The sequence below is a fragment of the Salinivibrio siamensis genome (assembly GCF_001996005.1).
Classification (GTDB): Bacteria; Pseudomonadota; Gammaproteobacteria; order Enterobacterales; family Vibrionaceae; genus Salinivibrio; species Salinivibrio siamensis.
The window spans coordinates 75,716-92,741 of sequence record NZ_MUFB01000016.1 but is presented as its reverse complement, the minus strand read 5'-3'; the positions used below and the strand labels follow the sequence as shown (position 1 = coordinate 92,741).

Annotated in this window: 23 protein-coding genes; 2 read left to right on the top strand and 21 right to left on the bottom strand. The window is 43.6% G+C overall.

The features are described 5' to 3' along the window. Positions 1-577: 577 nt before the first annotated feature. Positions 578-2,053 carry a sensor domain-containing diguanylate cyclase gene (locus BZG73_RS10040; RefSeq protein WP_052708002.1) on the top strand — a complete coding sequence of 492 codons (1,476 nt, stop codon included), beginning with the start codon at positions 578-580 and terminating at the stop codon, positions 2,051-2,053. Positions 2,054-2,172: 119 nt separating this feature from the next. After that, positions 2,173-2,955, top strand: coding sequence for a phytanoyl-CoA dioxygenase family protein (locus BZG73_RS10035; RefSeq protein WP_077668222.1), 783 nt, complete (start codon positions 2,173-2,175; stop codon positions 2,953-2,955). Between the two features lie 13 nt (positions 2,956-2,968). Here BZG73_RS10035 and BZG73_RS10030 read toward each other — a convergent pair whose 3' ends face one another. The 21 genes from BZG73_RS10030 to BZG73_RS09935 form a co-directional block, all read right to left on the bottom strand. Further along, complete coding sequence (locus tag BZG73_RS10030) at positions 2,969-3,742, bottom strand: class I SAM-dependent methyltransferase (RefSeq protein WP_077668221.1); 774 nt, start codon at positions 3,740-3,742, stop codon at positions 2,969-2,971. Between the two features lie 76 nt (positions 3,743-3,818). Then, positions 3,819-3,959 (bottom strand): hypothetical protein, encoded by a 141-nt coding sequence (locus BZG73_RS16010; protein WP_158075295.1) that lies wholly within the window; start codon positions 3,957-3,959, stop codon positions 3,819-3,821. A 31-nt stretch (positions 3,960-3,990) separates the two neighbouring features. Next, a complete protein-coding gene (locus BZG73_RS10025; protein WP_077641623.1) occupies positions 3,991-4,386 on the bottom strand; it encodes a GFA family protein in 396 nt (131 codons plus the stop codon). Continuing rightward, positions 4,383-4,880 carry an ASCH domain-containing protein gene (locus BZG73_RS10020; RefSeq protein ID WP_077668220.1) on the bottom strand — a complete coding sequence of 166 codons (498 nt, stop codon included), beginning with the start codon at positions 4,878-4,880 and terminating at the stop codon, positions 4,383-4,385. The genes BZG73_RS10025 and BZG73_RS10020 overlap by 4 nt, the downstream gene beginning before the upstream one ends. Before the next feature lie 12 nt (positions 4,881-4,892). Beyond that, positions 4,893-5,231 (bottom strand): hypothetical protein, encoded by a 339-nt coding sequence (locus tag BZG73_RS10015; RefSeq protein WP_074212935.1) that lies wholly within the window; start codon positions 5,229-5,231, stop codon positions 4,893-4,895. Positions 5,232-5,346: 115 nt separating this feature from the next. Continuing rightward, positions 5,347-5,832 carry a DoxX family protein gene (locus BZG73_RS10010; protein ID WP_077668219.1) on the bottom strand — a complete coding sequence of 162 codons (486 nt, stop codon included), beginning with the start codon at positions 5,830-5,832 and terminating at the stop codon, positions 5,347-5,349. Positions 5,833-6,201: 369 nt separating this feature from the next. After that, positions 6,202-6,549, bottom strand: coding sequence for a hypothetical protein (locus tag BZG73_RS10005; protein ID WP_046073451.1), 348 nt, complete (start codon positions 6,547-6,549; stop codon positions 6,202-6,204). Positions 6,550-6,642: 93 nt separating this feature from the next. Next, complete coding sequence (gene catB / locus BZG73_RS10000; protein WP_046073452.1) at positions 6,643-7,275, bottom strand: type B chloramphenicol O-acetyltransferase; 633 nt, start codon at positions 7,273-7,275, stop codon at positions 6,643-6,645. Positions 7,276-7,408: 133 nt separating this feature from the next. Next, positions 7,409-7,699, bottom strand: coding sequence for a transposase (locus BZG73_RS09995; protein WP_101494492.1), 291 nt, complete (start codon positions 7,697-7,699; stop codon positions 7,409-7,411). Between the two features lie 72 nt (positions 7,700-7,771). After that, positions 7,772-8,296 (bottom strand): hypothetical protein, encoded by a 525-nt coding sequence (locus BZG73_RS09990; RefSeq protein WP_077668218.1) that lies wholly within the window; start codon positions 8,294-8,296, stop codon positions 7,772-7,774. 225 nt (positions 8,297-8,521) lie between these two features. Continuing rightward, positions 8,522-8,926 (bottom strand): DUF1801 domain-containing protein, encoded by a 405-nt coding sequence (locus tag BZG73_RS09985; RefSeq protein WP_077668217.1) that lies wholly within the window; start codon positions 8,924-8,926, stop codon positions 8,522-8,524. Between the two features lie 112 nt (positions 8,927-9,038). After that, complete coding sequence (locus BZG73_RS09980; RefSeq protein WP_077668216.1) at positions 9,039-10,484, bottom strand: P-loop ATPase, Sll1717 family; 1,446 nt, start codon at positions 10,482-10,484, stop codon at positions 9,039-9,041. Positions 10,485-10,586: 102 nt separating this feature from the next. Next, positions 10,587-11,690, bottom strand: a complete 1,104-nt coding sequence (locus BZG73_RS09975) for a pentapeptide repeat-containing protein (protein ID WP_077668215.1) — start codon at positions 11,688-11,690, stop codon at positions 10,587-10,589. 71 nt (positions 11,691-11,761) lie between these two features. Next, positions 11,762-12,637, bottom strand: coding sequence for an HNH endonuclease (locus BZG73_RS09970; protein ID WP_235606051.1), 876 nt, complete (start codon positions 12,635-12,637; stop codon positions 11,762-11,764). An 83-nt stretch (positions 12,638-12,720) separates the two neighbouring features. Next, positions 12,721-13,254: a restriction endonuclease gene (locus BZG73_RS09965; RefSeq protein WP_077668214.1), complete on the bottom strand. Its 534-nt coding sequence runs from the start codon at positions 13,252-13,254 to the stop codon at positions 12,721-12,723. After that, positions 13,254-14,180: a hypothetical protein gene (locus BZG73_RS09960; protein ID WP_077668213.1), complete on the bottom strand. Its 927-nt coding sequence runs from the start codon at positions 14,178-14,180 to the stop codon at positions 13,254-13,256. The genes BZG73_RS09965 and BZG73_RS09960 overlap by 1 nt, the downstream gene beginning before the upstream one ends. 39 nt (positions 14,181-14,219) lie before the next feature. After that, positions 14,220-14,780 carry a hypothetical protein gene (locus BZG73_RS09955; protein ID WP_077668212.1) on the bottom strand — a complete coding sequence of 187 codons (561 nt, stop codon included), beginning with the start codon at positions 14,778-14,780 and terminating at the stop codon, positions 14,220-14,222. 105 nt (positions 14,781-14,885) lie between these two features. Beyond that, positions 14,886-15,092 carry a KTSC domain-containing protein gene (locus tag BZG73_RS09950; RefSeq protein ID WP_077668211.1) on the bottom strand — a complete coding sequence of 69 codons (207 nt, stop codon included), beginning with the start codon at positions 15,090-15,092 and terminating at the stop codon, positions 14,886-14,888. An 83-nt stretch (positions 15,093-15,175) separates the two neighbouring features. Next, positions 15,176-15,520, bottom strand: coding sequence for a hypothetical protein (locus BZG73_RS09945; protein ID WP_077668210.1), 345 nt, complete (start codon positions 15,518-15,520; stop codon positions 15,176-15,178). Between the two features lie 115 nt (positions 15,521-15,635). Further along, a complete protein-coding gene (locus BZG73_RS09940; protein WP_077668209.1) occupies positions 15,636-16,508 on the bottom strand; it encodes a DUF4231 domain-containing protein in 873 nt (290 codons plus the stop codon). Beyond that, a complete protein-coding gene (locus tag BZG73_RS09935) occupies positions 16,508-16,918 on the bottom strand; it encodes a TIR domain-containing protein (protein WP_077668208.1) in 411 nt (136 codons plus the stop codon). Before BZG73_RS09935 ends, BZG73_RS09940 begins: the two co-directional genes overlap by 1 nt. Positions 16,919-17,026 lie beyond the last annotated feature (108 nt).

Below are 17,026 nucleotides of genomic sequence, written 5' to 3'. Positions count from 1 at the left end.
CGATCATTGATATCAATGCAAAAAAAATCATCACCGCAGGTAATTTCTTGTTAATTGAAACATTTTCCAGCATCAGTTCAATCTTTTTACCAATAAATTAAGTATTGTATTATAATACGACAGTATTTAGTTATTTTTCATTCCGTGATTTAAGTATCGTTTTGTCGCAAACGTTATTACTTGCCTCACAACAATAACCACTTTTAATTTCCCGCAATATCTATGCCTGACCGCGCCCTTGCGTGGATTGAATGATCATAGGCTAACCCAATCACCAAATCTACCCTTTGGGCCAAGGTCTATTTATCATTTTCTCACACTATACGGGTCGATGCTGTCAAGACTAGCACAGTTTCTGCAGGTATCTGTGATCACAAAACAGCATTATCCACTCACACTGTCGCAGCACTCATTCCACTACGACGATGATTATGTCTATTTTTACTAACAGGGCGAGTGCGACTAAATGCAAACGTGACCCACAACACTGAACATTTAATGTGTTCTGTGTTAACTATTTATACACGCGCCTGCTACGCTCAACAAAGTGGTGACTTTGTAGATAACGGACTATCGCATGACCATCCTAACCGGGATCCAACCTGAACTTGATAGACACCAGCTCTCTGAGCTGAATGTCGACCTGCTGTCGGCTGTGCTACGCGGCGCAGACATGCTGGTCAGTGGTGACGACAGGCTTGCCAATATTAATCACTTGCTCGCTGAAATTGGAGCTGTCACGCAAGTGAGTCGCGTGTGGGTGTTTCAAGTATTAGCACTCAGCGACAGCGATATTTTGCAAGATTATGTTTTTGAATGGGCCAACGAGAAGAAGTATGCGCAAATTCGTCTCCCCCACTTCAATCATTTTAGCTCTAGCCTCGCTCACCCCGAGTACCGCGAGCTGATAGAAAGCCGACAACGTGGCGAGTATCAATCTGTCATTACTGATCAATTACCCTCATCCTGGCTCAAACGCTATTTAACACAACAGCGCATTTTATCGATGTTAACCATCCCCATCATTGTCGATAATAAATGGTGGGGAACACTAGGGTTTGATGATTGCGAGCGTGAACAACGCTGGTCAGAAAGTGATGTGACCTTGCTGCGCGCCACGGGACATCTCATCGCCAGTACAGTGCTAAAAAACGAGCTGTTTTCTAAACAACGGCAAATCGAAATCATTAAAGACAATACCCACTGCAGCACCTGGCAAGTGGATGTTCAACGCGGTATCTGTTGGTGCTCGTCAGAGATCATCGGTGACAGTGCTGCCAGCAGTATTCGTGACTCCCGTACCTACACCAGCCGACACTGGCTGCGCCGCATTCATCCTCAGTATCGTCGAGCGTTTTTCTCGCGGGTGCGCCATTTTTTATCGCCCGCTGGCAACGAGCTAAAAATGGACTTACAGGTTAAACGTGATAATGGTGAATATACGTGGGTAGAAATCACCACCAATAATGATCCGAAAAATAAGCCTCAAGGTGTGGTAGCTGGGGTGATGTGGGATATCAGTCAGCGTAAGGCGGAAGAACAAGCATTAATGCGCCAAGCTGCGACTGACCCGCTGACACAACTATACAACCGCCGTCAATTTGCCAGTGACCTTGCCCGCTTTGGTGAACAAGCCCGGTACCGACATCAGCCTCTATCCCTGCTTATCATTGATATCGACCATTTTAAACGCATCAACGATAACTACGGCCATATCGTTGGCGATCACGTCCTCGAAGCCTTCGCGTCATTACTCGAAACGCATCTTCCTCTGCACAGCAACATTTATCGCATTGGAGGGGAAGAGTTCGCTTGTCTGTTGGCGAATACCGACCAAAAAGCGGCGCAGCACTATGCCGCTCAGCTCTGCGAGGCCGTTTACGACCAACATTCGATCCTCGACTACTCCCCCGCTATCCGTGTGTCCGTGTCAATTGGCTGTGCAGAGCTCGACGCGGCCCAGCTCGATGCTAAGCACCTCTACCAGCATGCCGATGACGCTTTATACAACGCCAAACTCTCTGGACGCAACCGGGTCGTCAGTTACGCTTAAACTTGTAGGGCATTCTCGGTCAGTACATTTATCTCGCCACCGCCGTTATTCAGTGAAGACGGTGATTTGCTAAACTACAGCTAACACACTCGGTTTTATATCCCCCTCAAGGAGCTTCTATGCCAGCTCGCCCGGACTTTCTCGACAACCTCTCTCCTCATCACGGCAAAGTCGTCCCTGGCGTACTGAGCCTAGAGACACAAACGGCTCTCGCTGCCAAACTCGACGCCATGCCAAATGGGCAAACTTGGTATGCCGACATATACAAAAAAGCGATCTATGGGCCCATGGTATTCCGCGACCCAGATCTCAACATCGCCGACACCATTGAGGCACTGCTACCAGACTATCGCATTTTGGCCGATTTATATTTGGAGAAAACGCCCGAGGATCAAGGCTTTCCTTTCCATACCGATTTTGACTCGATTGGCTTTATGGAGCGGCCGGAAGATATGCTCACGGTATGGATCCCGCTGACGCCAGTGAAAGAACCCGGCTCAGGGCAGTTATCTATCGTGATGGAAGAGGGGGCGGTGCGCCTATCGCTGATCCGCGAAGCCAATCAATTGCACTCACTGGTGCGCATTGCCGACCCGTCGGTGCCCGAGCACCCGCCGTTTCAAATCACCCAGCAAGAGTATGAGTACATGGAGAAAGGTAAGGTGACGCCTGCGTTGGATGCAGGTGATGCGCTGCTGTTCTGTAACGCTTTTTTCCATAAATCAGAGGATGTCTACCAAGGCAAACGCGCGGCCTACATCATGCGCTTGGTGCCCAAAGACGCTAAATTTAGCAAAACACGCTTGCTGGCACTGAGAAAGCTCGGACAGAACCTGGCGGTGGTCGAAGAATTACTGAAAACGCACTATCCAGAGGCGTCGTCATTAAAGTCATCAGAATGATCACTATGTGCTATTACGCCGTTTTTCGAGCTTTAATAACGTACAATAGCGGTACCTGTTGTCCTTGATAGAGCATTTGATACCCCAAGCCTGGAACAAACTCTAGACCGTCAAAACAGTTGTAAGGGCTATAAGGCGACTCCGATAACGACTCAATAGATAGCCCTGCATTGACTAGTGCGCTGATTACTTCACTCATTGAATGAGGCCATGTCACCATCGTTGATGTCGACCCATCGCAGTTTTCGGTATATGTTCCCTCTTCTTCTACATCCGGCTCACTACTTGGGAAATAAGCATAACCAGAGAGCAGATCAGTGAACGGGTGAAATTCAACCATATGGAACGCTCCACCCACCTTCAGCGCGTTAGCAATAGTGCGAGCCCAATCCTCTAAGTTTGGTAGCCAAGTCAATACACCATAAGACGTGAATACAAGATCAAACTCTCGAGTATTTTCACGCCCAAATTGAACAACATCACCTTGTATAAACTCAGCCTCGAGATCTAGCGCTTGTTTAAGCAGGTTGGCTTGCTCGATTGCCTCAGAAGATAGATCAACACCTGTTACCTCTGCTCCTAGGCGAGCCCAAGAGAGTGTATCTTGGCCAAAGTGACATTGAAGGTGCAACAGCGACTTACCTTTAACGTCACCAAGTTGAGCCAGTTCGATGGAATTGAGCGAAGATTGACCACGCTTAAATGCATTCACATCGTAGAATTCAGATTCGACATGCACTCGAGTCCTTTTATCCCATGCTGCTTTGTTGATACCTAAGTAATCCATAAATCATCCCTTTCAGTCATATTTTAGCGAAGAAAATGTGCATTAATGTTCACCAGACAAACACCCTATGCGTCTACTACGCCAAAGAAAAACTGCCATCGATAACTAGCGTATGGCCGACGAAATAATCGGCTTTATAATCTGCCTCAACTAGCCGCAGAACACAGCCTAAACCGATTCCTTTCGACCCACCCGATACAAAGGCCAATTTCGTCATAGCCACTCCTCAAAACGATATCCGCGACATCCTAGCGATCCGCTGGATGATGAACCCCATCCATCACGGGAATATTCTCCAACTCAAACGGATTGACGCCATCTAAGCAGGCAATATTGAACCCAAACTCACTCGGATTGGAGCGACGCTGGTGATGAGTGTAAATGCCACAGCGTGAGCAGAAGTAGTGCTTAGCAGTGTGAGTATTAAAGGAATACACACTGAGTTGTTCACTGCCAGCAACGACACGCAATTGTGCAAGTTTGACCGAGCCCACAATCGCACCGCGGCGTCGACACATTGAGCAATCGCAGCGTCTGGGGTTTTCAATCCCATTGGGTAACGCGAGGGCTAACACAACTGTCCCGCAGTGACAGCGAGCCAAGTGTTCAGGTTGGATGGGCGTTTGGCCGACTTGTTTTATCATGCGCTTACCTGCTCAGTTTCATGGTGATCAAGCGGATAGACTTTCTCAAAGCGTTCTAACACCAAAGGGGATTGGGTTGTAAACGGTACGCCGAGTGCCTGCCCCTCTTGCTCAAAAAACGCAAGATGTGCCTGCCGCCACCACGCATAACTCTTGTCGCCTTCTCCTTCCGCTGCGGCGAACTCAGCGGTTACTTGATCAAACGGGCACTCGCTCACTTCAGTCACCTTGATAATGCAAACGGGCTGCTGCGCCCAGTTAAGCACCACGGTTAAACGCCCCACTTGCGGGTAAGGTTCGTTTTCTATCTCGTAGCATGCTTTTAAGCTGCACGATGCGCGTTTTATACCTTGATCAATTAAACGGGCGCATTCGTTGGCGTTGTATTCATCCGCGCAAAAGTACTCGGCAATCGTTTCAGGCACGGCCTGACGTTCTGCTTCACTTAACGTGGCAAGGTAGGCGTTTAGAAATGCCTGTTGTTCTGTATTCATGAGTGTCCTTGTTTATTCAATCGTCCAATTCGCAGCGCCAGCTCCCGCCTCCTGAAAGCGAAGTTTTATTGGATAGGTGTCATCACAGCCTTCGACAATCCATAGCTCCCGCCAAACCCTTGTGCCTACCTCGCCTGACGGCATTTCCCGCACATAAGGCACAAATTCCTCTGGCTTCTCACAGCCTTGAGATGCCACCGTAACCAGCACCCCTGCCATCGCATCTTGGATCAATTTTTGATTAGCCAGCGATCCTTCTTGGATCGCTCCTTCTGGCAGCGACTGCGCTATCGATGACCAAGAAAACATCAAGGCAAAGATGGCAAGTAAGGCGCGTGAACGGTCATTCATGATGATTAACTCCAATATCAACTTGTATAGATAAACAAAACTTTTGATGACGCTATTATCTCAGCGGCCTTCTTCTTTTAATGGTACAATCATCTCCGCGTTAACCGAGTGACCCTTACGCCTGACTGTGTCTAATAGGCTTATGGTGACCTTTTATACACAAGAAATAGGCCCAAGCAATGAGTATCACCTGTAGAGGGCCGCGTATTAAAAGATAGCTCGGCCCCCATTGATGCCCACCAAGGCCTATCCCATTGACTGCGGCATAAACATTCGCTGGAAAGAAAGCGATAAACACAACAATAGCAAGTTTTGCTGCGAGAGGCTGATACCGTGGAACAAAAAGCGCGGTGCCAATTAACAGCTCAATCAACCCAGTGAAATAAACTAACTCCAAACGAAGTGGCACCCATGTAGGCAGCATTTCTACCATGCCCTCAGCTTTAACAAGGTGTCCAATAAAAAAGAATATAAAAGCGACTCCCAGCCCCCAACATGCATACTTGTTCACGTTCAAAAACGTGCCATTCAATTTTGAATAAATGAAGGCAATGGCCAACGGGCTAGATAAAAGCACTAAAATAATGATTGGTGTTATCATGTTTCCTCCTTGAGTCATGATATTTTTTGAGTCTGCTTAATTTTTATTTGGCGTTCATCTCACCAAACACTGTTTTCTCTTCACGCGGTGGATGACCACGGAAACGTCATTCTCCATAACTCTTTTTCATACGCTACATTATTGGCTGCGTTAGCCAGTATGCCTACAATATGCATAGGTATTGAAGCCTGTAGTGATACACACGATGCCGTTGCCATTTGTGACGCTGTTCAGCGTCCAAACAGCCGGTTTATTCCTGTTAAGTCACCTGAGCGCCAAGCGATGCGTGTGCTCCACCAGAAACAAAAATTCCCTACGGATTAATTGCTTTCTCTGGGGAATTAACGCTGAGTACAGAGACGGCTCAGTTTAGTTATCAAAGCAAGGGACTCCCTGCTGATATGACCAAGATGGCGAAACCGCCAATAGTCTATCGTCGTCGCCAAACTTCAGACCTACCCAGCCCACCCAAGTACAGCCTTCTTTTTCATAAGTCTCTTGGTCTGTGACAGACTCGAATGCAGCAACAATTTCCGCCTTTTCCTGAGAAGCTGCCAGCTTGGGTATGGCAGCCATAAGCTGCGCCTGTGTTTCCTGGAGCTTATCGATTGAGTCATCCCGATAAGCTGCCGTGATACCAGAATCTAGCGCTTGGTAAAACCAAAACGCATTGGTTCCGACCAGCAGAATGATTAAGACAAATATCGCGATTTTCATAGAGACTTATAACTCCAGGATTTGGGGCTGATTTGTGGCAGCGAAGCGGTGGAAAGGCTGTCCCAGCCCCGAAGGGATGGCAACAGCCGTTTGTTAGGCACCTGAGCGTTGCGAAAAATGGTACAAGCCTTCAATATCGGACGAGCACAAAAGAGGCATTGCTTCTTTAATTTTCTCCAACGGCCAATCCCACCACTTCATATCTAGTAGCATTGTAATTTCCTGTTCTGAAAAGCGCTTCCTTATCGCTTTTGCGGGGTTGCCACCAACAATTGTGTATGGTTCTACATCTTTGGTAACCAAAGCCCGACTACCAATTACCGCTCCATGGCCAACCTTTACACCAGGCATAATCATTGCCTCGGACCCAATCCACACGTCACTCCCTATGACGGTATCACCTGCCTTTTGGAAAGCATCAACTGATTCCGAAAATGCCGGCTCCTCATTCATATAGAAAAAAGGGAATGACGTCACCCAATCATATCGGTGGCCTTGATTGCCAGCCATGATAAAGGAGGCTCCCGATCCGATAGAGCAAAAGCTTCCAATTATCAATTTATCAACATCATCACGATCAGGCAGGAGGAAGCGAGCGCAATCATCAAATGAGTGTCCATGATAATACCCCGAATAATAGCTATAGCGGCCTACCTTAATATTGGGGTTCTTAACTTGTTCTATCAGAGGTTTTCCCTTAAACGGGCTCTCAAAATAATTTTTCATTTAATTACACATCCAATCCAGAATGACATCATTGCCTAACGAATGACATAGATTTCCCCTCTTGAAAATCTGCCACACTGAGGCGCGGCTTTTAATAACGGAGGTAACCATGTCGGCTCAATTTTTTGTGGCGTTAATCTCGCCAAGCACCACTTTTCTCCTCAAGCTCCGTGATCCGTCTCTTGAGTGCCGATAACTCATCCTTCGCCTTGTCTGGCTTCACTTTATTTTTTTGGGACTTGACCATACCAAACTCTCCATCTCGATACGCTTTACGCCATTTCGATAGCATGAATGGATGGATATCAAGCGCCTCTGCAACCGACTTCACTGTTCGATGCGTTTCATAGCTCCATTCAACCGCTTTCAGTTTGAAGTCTAGTGAATATTGCGCTGTCTTTTTACCCGTTTTATAGGCTGGCATACTGACCTCCTCAGATCGTCTGATGCGTGTCCAGTAAAACGGATCAAGTCCAGAATCTGCTTAAATTGTTTGTTAGCTATCATCGCTATGGAAGAAAAACAGTACGTAATCTTTGAGAAAGTACGTCAACCAAAGAAACCTTGTCGCCATATCAAAGTACTCTTTGTCTGGTTTGTTATAGGCCGACTTAATAAAACTACGATTACGTAAGTGCATTATTGAGTTACGCATATCAATTAACTCTTTATAATCTTGCATGTTTGGAAAAGCTATCGACTTAAGAAATTGTTCTGATTTATTCCCTTTTGATAGGTAACTACTTAAAAACGTTTCGACAACAGCGGCAGACATGGAAATTGAAGCTAACCAGTTTCCACACCGATAAGTGCCCTCAAGCTCCCATATAAGGTGCTGATGTTGAAAATACCCTTCATTTTCTGAGCCGTAACTATAGTGTTTTCCTTTCGATACTGCTTGTCTCGCTAGCATAAATGCTTCTGAGTTGAGTTTTAACATTAACTCATCTCTAGCACACCAAAGTTCTACAGTTGGCGCTTCAAAACGGTCACCTATAAGATCAGTCATAGTTTCCTTCATTTTCAATTCATTGATATAACGAATAAAAATTATGAGGATAGTAGCTTTGTTTTCCAAGGGTTTTATCAAATGGCGTTTGTTTTTGGCTATGACGTCACTTAAAAGGTGCCGCAGTTCGCGTGAGAGTACATTGATAGCTAACGCTCGCCTTAAACGGCGCGAGGAACGAACGTGCGGCGACCGCAGGGAGCGAATTTAATGGCTTTGTTACGTGGTGCTAGCATCCTATGCTCCAAGCAGCGGAAGATGCTTCACGCGATGGTACTTCAAAGCCAACTGGATGCAGTGGCTTAAAGGCCCACTATTAACAGGAGTATTCAATGGTATGGCTATTGCCCTTTTCCCCTCAAACGCGAATTCTTCCGGGTATATCTCTCGAAAGGTTTCAACCAAGGTAGTCTGACAATGAAAAAACACCTTTATGACACTCGGATCTTTAGGCTTCCAGTCAATACGAATTGTGCTGCCACCATTGACAAGATAGCTGGCTTCGCCCCATTTAAGAGTTTCTTCGACCGCACCCAGCTTATTTTCCTTGACCACCGAAAAGATGAGGCTACGAACGGCTTCCAACTGCCTTTGGGCCTCTGACGGATAGCTTGAAAATTTGGATTGTATTTCAGTCTGCACTCGGCCTCCCTGATTTTGACACGTAACTTCTCAAACACCGGTTTGGGTAAGCCGGCGGCTTTTTTGGAACAAAAAAGGTGACAGACTACCCAAGTCCGAGTGCTTTGATTTGTTACATTGATAAAGCCTCTCTAAGCCCTAAATGGATTACCATTGTTTTATCCAAATCGAGATCAGCCTTCTCGTCACGATGAGCCCAAGTATAGTATTGTTTCCTTTTATATTCGTTATACCACTTATTTCCAATTGCATTGAATTTTAAAAGTCCGATTAACATTTTTTCAAGATCTAGATCTTTGTAGTGAAATTGGTTTTTTCCCATATATTCCTTTAGCTTTTTATATGCTACAAAATGCTTGTTGTAGTTTTTTAGCAGCTTAAAAATGCTATCTATTTCATCATCCCCATAGTGCCCGTACATTTCATTTCGTATTTCATCAAGAAGGTATTCCGAGTATTCCTTCTTAACATCTAAGAAGCTCTTCCACCCGAAATAGTCAGAGTTTGGGTACTTTTCAATTATCAAATTAAGAATTGTAATTACATCTCTTGGCCGAAAGAAAGATCTTTCAAGAATGTATCGCTCGGGATTTATTCTATTTATGTCCTGAGGAAACAGGTTTCTAAACACCTCTTCATCCGATAAGGCTGACATTAAAAAACTTGATTTTTTTGCCTTCGATATCACCATGCCGATAAGTGGCGAACTTACAGCAACTCTAGCCCCCCAATCAATTCTCAGGGTATTTACTCTTTTGATCTTATTTAAATCGGGGTCATTAAAAATTGAGAATATATCTGTTCTAAGGAGAATTATAATTTTTGCCTTAACCCTGCTTTCTAAAGCCTTTAAGTTAATATTATCGGCAGCTTTCAATAAGCTTATGATGGAGTGACGGTAATATTCATCGTCCCTAAATCTATCATCAAGTTCATCGTAAACGACAGTATATCTACTTTCAGAATGAGATAGTACGTCGAACACAACGGACTCTAAATCATCAATGTAATCAAGGTAAGACCCTTCTTCCAATTTTTCTCCGCCTGATACATCAACAAAGGATTTTAATAATCCGCCTCTGACTTGTTGCTTTTTGGTGACCTCAACAATTTTTTTTGCGTCAATCTCAGTGGAATTATAATTTGCATCAAAGAATGAAGTCAGCTTATCTTTAGCCTCACAGTCTGGAATACCATTATCTCCAAGAGATTGCTTGCCAATATCTAATAAAAGTAACCATCGCCAAATTTCGTAGTACTCATTTGGCGTTATATCCCCTGATTTAAGCTGTATTAGCTCCTGAAATTTGAAATCCTTGTAAGAGCTAACTTCACAGAAATGCATAGGATCAGAGGCTGACATCTTTTTGATGTACTGGCCTAAGTATGTTTTTCCAGACCCTTTCCGACCTAAAACTAAAAAATATTTATCTATCTTCAGTTTTTCATAATTATCATCTATATCAATAAAATACCGCTCAAAATCTGTTCGATAGATAGCTTCCTTTTTGCCGTCATTTTCGCCTAGGTAGATATCTTTCAGCTTTATCTTTTCCATTAAAATTCTCTCGTATCTAGTCGAAACTCATCCAAAATGTAACGCCGCGCTCTGTGGAAATTTAGGAGCGCCAGCGAGTAAATTTTCCGCAGCAGCGCCTTGTTAAGTGGTATTTTTGACGCTAACCCTCATTCTTGCCTTTGGTTCTGGTGGGTGTTTGACCAATCCTCGCGATGGTCCATCGGCGGAAAATAAATTTGATAATACCGTTATTAACGCACCTAATAACACATACCCTGATAATACATGAGTAATCAATAGCAGCTGAGAAAACCAACTACTAGAATTTGCATAAATATCACCAAAACCTAACGTAGTCATGGTTACAACAGAAAAGTAAATACTACGTATAAATGATATATCACCCTCTACAGAGGTTAGGGATGGAAACAACCAGTAAATCAATGCATATAATAAGCACACCGAGAAAAATGACTGTATTACCCGTTTGGGTGAGCTTCCATAATTTGATGCAAACCAAAATAGTCGGACTAAACGCTTATTAAAAAAGCCATTATTCTTATACCAGTCATTCCAATTATGTCGGCGGTTACAATATTGAAGAGACTGCCTTAATCCTACCGAATAGCATGCGCTTTCGAAGCTAATTGTTCGAAAGTCCGTCTCTTTGGACACATCTGCCAAATGAAAATACGTTTCGCTCGTAAACTTAGCATTATAAAAACTTGCCCCGCATAAGTTAAAACGTAACTCTTGGCGCACAAGCGGATTATAGCCTCCTCCGTAAAATTTTGTCTTTGACAAGTCAGCACGATTGAAACGGCAATTCTGAAAATGAGACTCATAGAATTCTACAGAAAACATATTCGCTTCTTGAAAAGAAGCGTCATAAAAATCACAGAGAGTAAAAGTACTTTTAGTTACCTCTGCTCTCACAAAGTCTGCACGATGGAAAGCTGAACCTTCTGCACGAACAGATGAAAGGTTTGCCTCCATAAAATGGCAGTCAGTCATATCAACTGATAATAAGTGAGCATTACTGAAGTTGGCACCATAAAAGTCAGCACCCTCGCCATTTTTATTCTGGAATATAGCCTCTTTGATCACTAAACCTTCAAAATTTGCTTCACGTAATTTTATTAAGTCTTCAGTTTCTTTAACGTATTCGTTCCACGCAGAGAAATCCTCTTTTACAGCACAGCCCACTATCAACAAGTACTGGTCTTTATTCAGCTTTTCTTTCATATCTCCACACTGCTTTTAATATCACTTAACGCCCCAAGCTGCGGCGCTAAGCGTCCGACAGCCTTGGCTTGTTAAGTTTCGTCATATGCGTACCATGACTGGTAATTGTTGGATGTAGCAGGAGTCCCCGCTTTCTTTTCTATTTGGTTACATTCTTTGCATAAGAGTTGAATGTTGGACACATCATTAAGTCCATATCTTGCTAACGGCACAATATGATCATAATTCTCTACATTTTCATAATTTAATATGCCAGATAAGTCTTTATCACAAAGAACACATCTACCTCTATCTCGGAAGAATACCGCTCTTTGAACCCATTTAGGTATTGTTTTTCTGATGAGGGTGCCATTATCTTTAAATAGCTCTTCCACTTCTTCTGGAACACCACATTCGACTTGGAACTTTATCCCCTTAGAGACCATGTCATTGAAAAGGAGCATTAGCTCTCTATTTTGAAATAGAACATGGAAAACTTCCTTCACAGTTTGCTCGATTAAGGCCTCATACTCACCAGTGAACCTGAGTTCAGCCATATAGTCGTAAATGTCATCTTCAGTACATTCTATGAAAGTTTTGTTCTTCTCTTTCAGATATTCTTCAAATGCACAATGCTTTATGCCATGGAATTCAAGTGCAAGCTCTACCGGTAACTTTTTGTATTTCCCATCTTTCAAAACAGGAGGAAGGTCGGCAAATCTCTCAAGGTCTTCCTTCCTTTTATCGAGATCTATTGATGAAGCGCTCTCATAGAAAACATCATCTACTATGAATTCTATAAATCTGTGAAATGTAGAATATTTCTCGAAAGGGTCGATCAGATTCAGATATGCATCATCACCGTAGAAATCATGTAGATTTCTTATATAGGTAAATTGATCATGCAAAACATTTCTTATGATGTTGCAGAAGTAGTAGGTTTCATAAAACCTTGCTTGTATCACCATAGTCTCCTAGAAACTTAACGCTTTGCTCACCGGTAAATTATGAGCGAAGCGAATAATTTATCCGTGTGCAGCAACTTGTTAGGCTAAAACACCCGATGCATGTATATTTTACAGTAACGGTCTTTTACCAACTCAATAAAATCATTGATGTCAACAAGACCTCTAAGATCGTCCATTCTTATAACAACTATGCGGATTCCATCTCTTGTAAGATGCTCATGAAGACGATAGACCGCACCTCTATTTTGATTGTCCCCATTTACGAAGTCCCCTGTAACACCATTAGCAGCAATAAAAATCCCGGTTGTAAGATGTTTTAGTCGAATCTTCGCTGCAAAATTATCTATTAAATGTGCTCCAGCCGGGTTAGACCAATTCTTACATTCTACTGATATTAAATTATCCCAAGGCTCAAACACTTGTGAGATTTTTGCATTCCATAACAGAAGATCAACTTCTTCTGCTGGACCATTAATATTCGTTTCCCTTACTTCTATCCCGTCAATGCTATTAAAAAGGTAACTTGATAAACCCTCCAGTGAATTGCCTTTCTCTTGATTGGTGACTGCATTATCAACAGCGTCTACGTGAGTAGCAAAAGTGGCGGCATCAAACATCAACCACCTCTATACATAATAGTTAGAAGCTGTTGTTTTATTGCCAAATAGAGATCTCTTGGGTTTTCTATATCAATTAAGTCATCCCTATCGAGCGCTACGATTAGAATTCCGTATTCTCTCTTAAGTTTATTGGCAAATGCTGCAGAGTCTCTTTTGTTTTTAGCGGTTGTAAGCAAAAGCAAGCTACGAAGACCTTGCTTCCGGATATTTTCAGCGAGCCTAGACCACTGACTAGAGTTCATGGAGTTCAGTGCTTTTAATTCAACCGGAATTGGATTTCCTAGAGACTGAAGCTCCGGATCATCTCCGGCATTCCAGACCATAAAATCGAATGCTTCTCGAGAGTTACCTTTTTCAGACTCTATTATCTGCCATTGATTGATATTCTTAGCCAGTTCGAGAAACCATTGCTCAAACAGCTTATGTCTTTTTGAGCCACTGAATGCATATAGATCCCGGTATTTAATTTCAGGGGCATAATCATTAAAGTATGAATCAAATATAAACTTGGAATCATAGCTGGAAGTATTAACAAACGAGCTTGACTTGGAGCCATGCTCTATTGCCCGAAATATTTCGTACGCCACATGTTCAAAACTATTCCCTTCAGTAATGATGCATTTTTGGAAAGAAAGATCGAAGGGAATCTTATTGTGCGAATCGGCAATAATAATTACATTCTTTTTAGCACCTTGAGCCAGACCAATTTCATAGAAAATATTTGGACTACCTTTGGATATATAAAAAACTATTACGTCACACATATCCAAGATAGATTGGATTTTGTTTATCGTCGGCAGTTCTGGATTAAGTCTATTTATCGTCTCAACCCGAATTTCTTCACGACCATCAAAATCGTGCAATATTTTGGATATTGGCTCTTCAATATCGATGTTATCTGTTATGAAACCAACTCTTTTCACGATAATCCTTCTTCTCGAACTCTATTAGAGCCTAACGCTTCAATCAGACGCCTCGTTAGCGGTCGGCTGCATTGATTTGTTAGGCTCTGTTGTGTCAGTGGCTATATGCTTTACAATTTTTTCTAGTTGCTCTCGACTCCGACTGCTATACGGTATTGAGCTAGCGGCCAATATGGCGATTTTTTCATTATTATTTTTTAGGGCATAAGCTACGACCGCTTCAAGCGCTTCGCCCTTCGACGACGAGTAAGAAATACTATTGGCTGCTATAAACATCAACTCAGCTTTAGATGGTGTATCACTTACTTCATATGGAATTGAGAAAACAACTTCATCTTGACGATCGGAAGGTGACGGCATATTGCTAGTAATCCAACTGAATGCCCAGATAAATGCTGGAAATGCCAGCATGAAGCCAAAGTAACCGACAAAACCAATCATAGGCTCTAGAATTTCTGTAATAGAACCACCAGACCGGGTAGTGCCACCTTCAGATGAAGGTGATTCTTCAGTCTTTGCAGGACGAAACGTTGCGGCTTTATACAAACCAACAAGCGCCGTAGCCAGTATTATCAATTGAGTTACCAACTCTGTGGTCATACCTTCAATTCCTTACAGAGCCTAACGCTTCAAACAGCGGAGCGCGTTAGCGCGTCCAGCCACGAAGTGGCGTTGCTACTTTGATTTGTTAAAAGTTGAATTATACTAGCAAACATATTTGTCTTTGATATAAGCATGATAATAACGGCCAACTGAGCTTGCATTTATGAATTCTTGAAATACATGCTCAGGCACACGACAGTAAGTGTAATACGGGTCACTATCTTCGAAATCGATGTACATTCGACTTGTGGATGCGTCATAGCCAATCTTTCTTATGGCTGATGACCTTACATTTACCCAATTGGTCATGTTCACTCCTTTGGACTTTTAACGCCCGAGTTACGGGCTGGTTTGTAGCGCTAGCGGACAGCCGATCCCAGTAGACGCGATTGTTATAACCAGAGACCAAGCCCGCTAATCACCAATGTAAGCACGGCGACAACGAGAGATGCCGCAGCTATGTACAATGCTCGTTTCGAAGACTTTTGAGCGTGCTCGTACTGCTTATATGTGAGGTAGCCAAACACGGCTTCCGGTCTGAGCCGCCAGTCGTATACTTGATTCTTGTTGGGTGGCGGGGCTTGCATGCTCGCATTGATAAAAAGGCTATCGCGTATGTTTTCGAACTCAGACTCGGTCATGTCAGCCGATTCGAGTCCTGGCTCCATGTGATATGAGCTTCGCTGAGCAATCGCATAGTCCAAAAGCTTAATGTATTTGTGTTCTTCAATACTCATACAAACCCTAGTCAATTAGAGCTATAACGCTAGGCTCTGCGGAAGACAAAAGTGGAGGCCGCTTTTTGGCCAGAGCTTTTGGCTGTCCGACAGCAGCCATTTGTTAGAAACTATTCTATTCATGCTGCCGAGCAACCCATTGGGTATGCTCTCGCGAGAACGCTAATTCAGCCTCGTTCACAAAGTCAGAAAACTCACCTTCCTCTTCTATTTCGTCAATTCGGCCCTGAATAATCCCTATCTCATGAGCTGTAAGCGTGTATGATGATGATAGTTCGTTGAATTTTTTTATTTGAATCCAGCCTACAATGGAGGCAGCCAGCACTGTCAACGGCTCCGTTGGCCAGAGCTTTATCTCCGGAAAAGAAATCCTTAACAAGACACTTAGTGTGGCGAGCAGATAAACCAAAACCATAATGCTGACCCAAAATCGAAAGGCAGATTTATTTGCTCCTGCTTTCTTTGTATACCACTTTCTCTGGTCTGTAATCCGTAGACTTTTATAAAGATCTTTACGTTGTTCCAAGCTCAGCAACCGGACTCGCTCCATTTCTCCAGTAATCTGTTCTTCATCTGAAGAGTACCCTGCGATATTTTCCCCGACCTGTTTGTTATATTTAAGAATCTCTCGGAGGTGATTTCTAAATTCTGCACGAGGCATTCTTATTGACTCAGCGTCGTCAAAAGGCTCTGCCCTCATCATATATCGCCATGTAGATGTTTTTATTGACTCGGCAAGAGCTCTACACCTGTACCAGACTTGTTCAGGCTTTCGAAAGGAACGGAAAAGCAATATTGCCGCGGCGGCAACAAAAACGAGTGCATATGCGATGAGGAAGTGCTTTTCAGTAGCCCAACTCATACTGAARGCTGCTGCACATACAAGAAGAAAATACTCTGCTCTCAATAAATGAAGATATTCTTTTTGAGCATTATTGGAAGCAGAGTCGGCACCTAGATAAAGTGCTGGATAATGTTCCCTATCCATTAGCGGCGCAACCTTCTGATCGCTCCCACCATCGAAGCCGTGTTCCAATTCACAATTTCGTCGGCAGCTTCTGAGACTGCCCGAGGCATCACTTGAGCGCCTCTCGGCCTAATCCCAAGTATCGGCTTTCCAAGACTTTTAGCAAAATCAATCTCGAATTGGATCCAGTCACTATGAGCGATATACATACCACCGACTATCACTACGACTTGGGTTGGGCGTATCTGCTGTCGTAATTCTTCTTTAAGTTGACTCACATTCATCCGGTCAAAAGCCCTATCCGAAGGAACCGAATAGTTCGTATAGCTAAAGTTGTTGGCTGCATCCAGAAAGTCTATTACTCTCCGATACCGGTCGCCGTAGCGCCATGCATGACTTATAAATAGCCTGTACGAAAACAAACCTGGCATTACAGTTTTCTCCTTTTTGGGTAACTCAGAACTCCGAAATATTTCATTGTCTAACGCGCGGCTCACGCGCCGGTTTGTAGCCGCGAAGCGGCGGAAAATCAGTCGCTG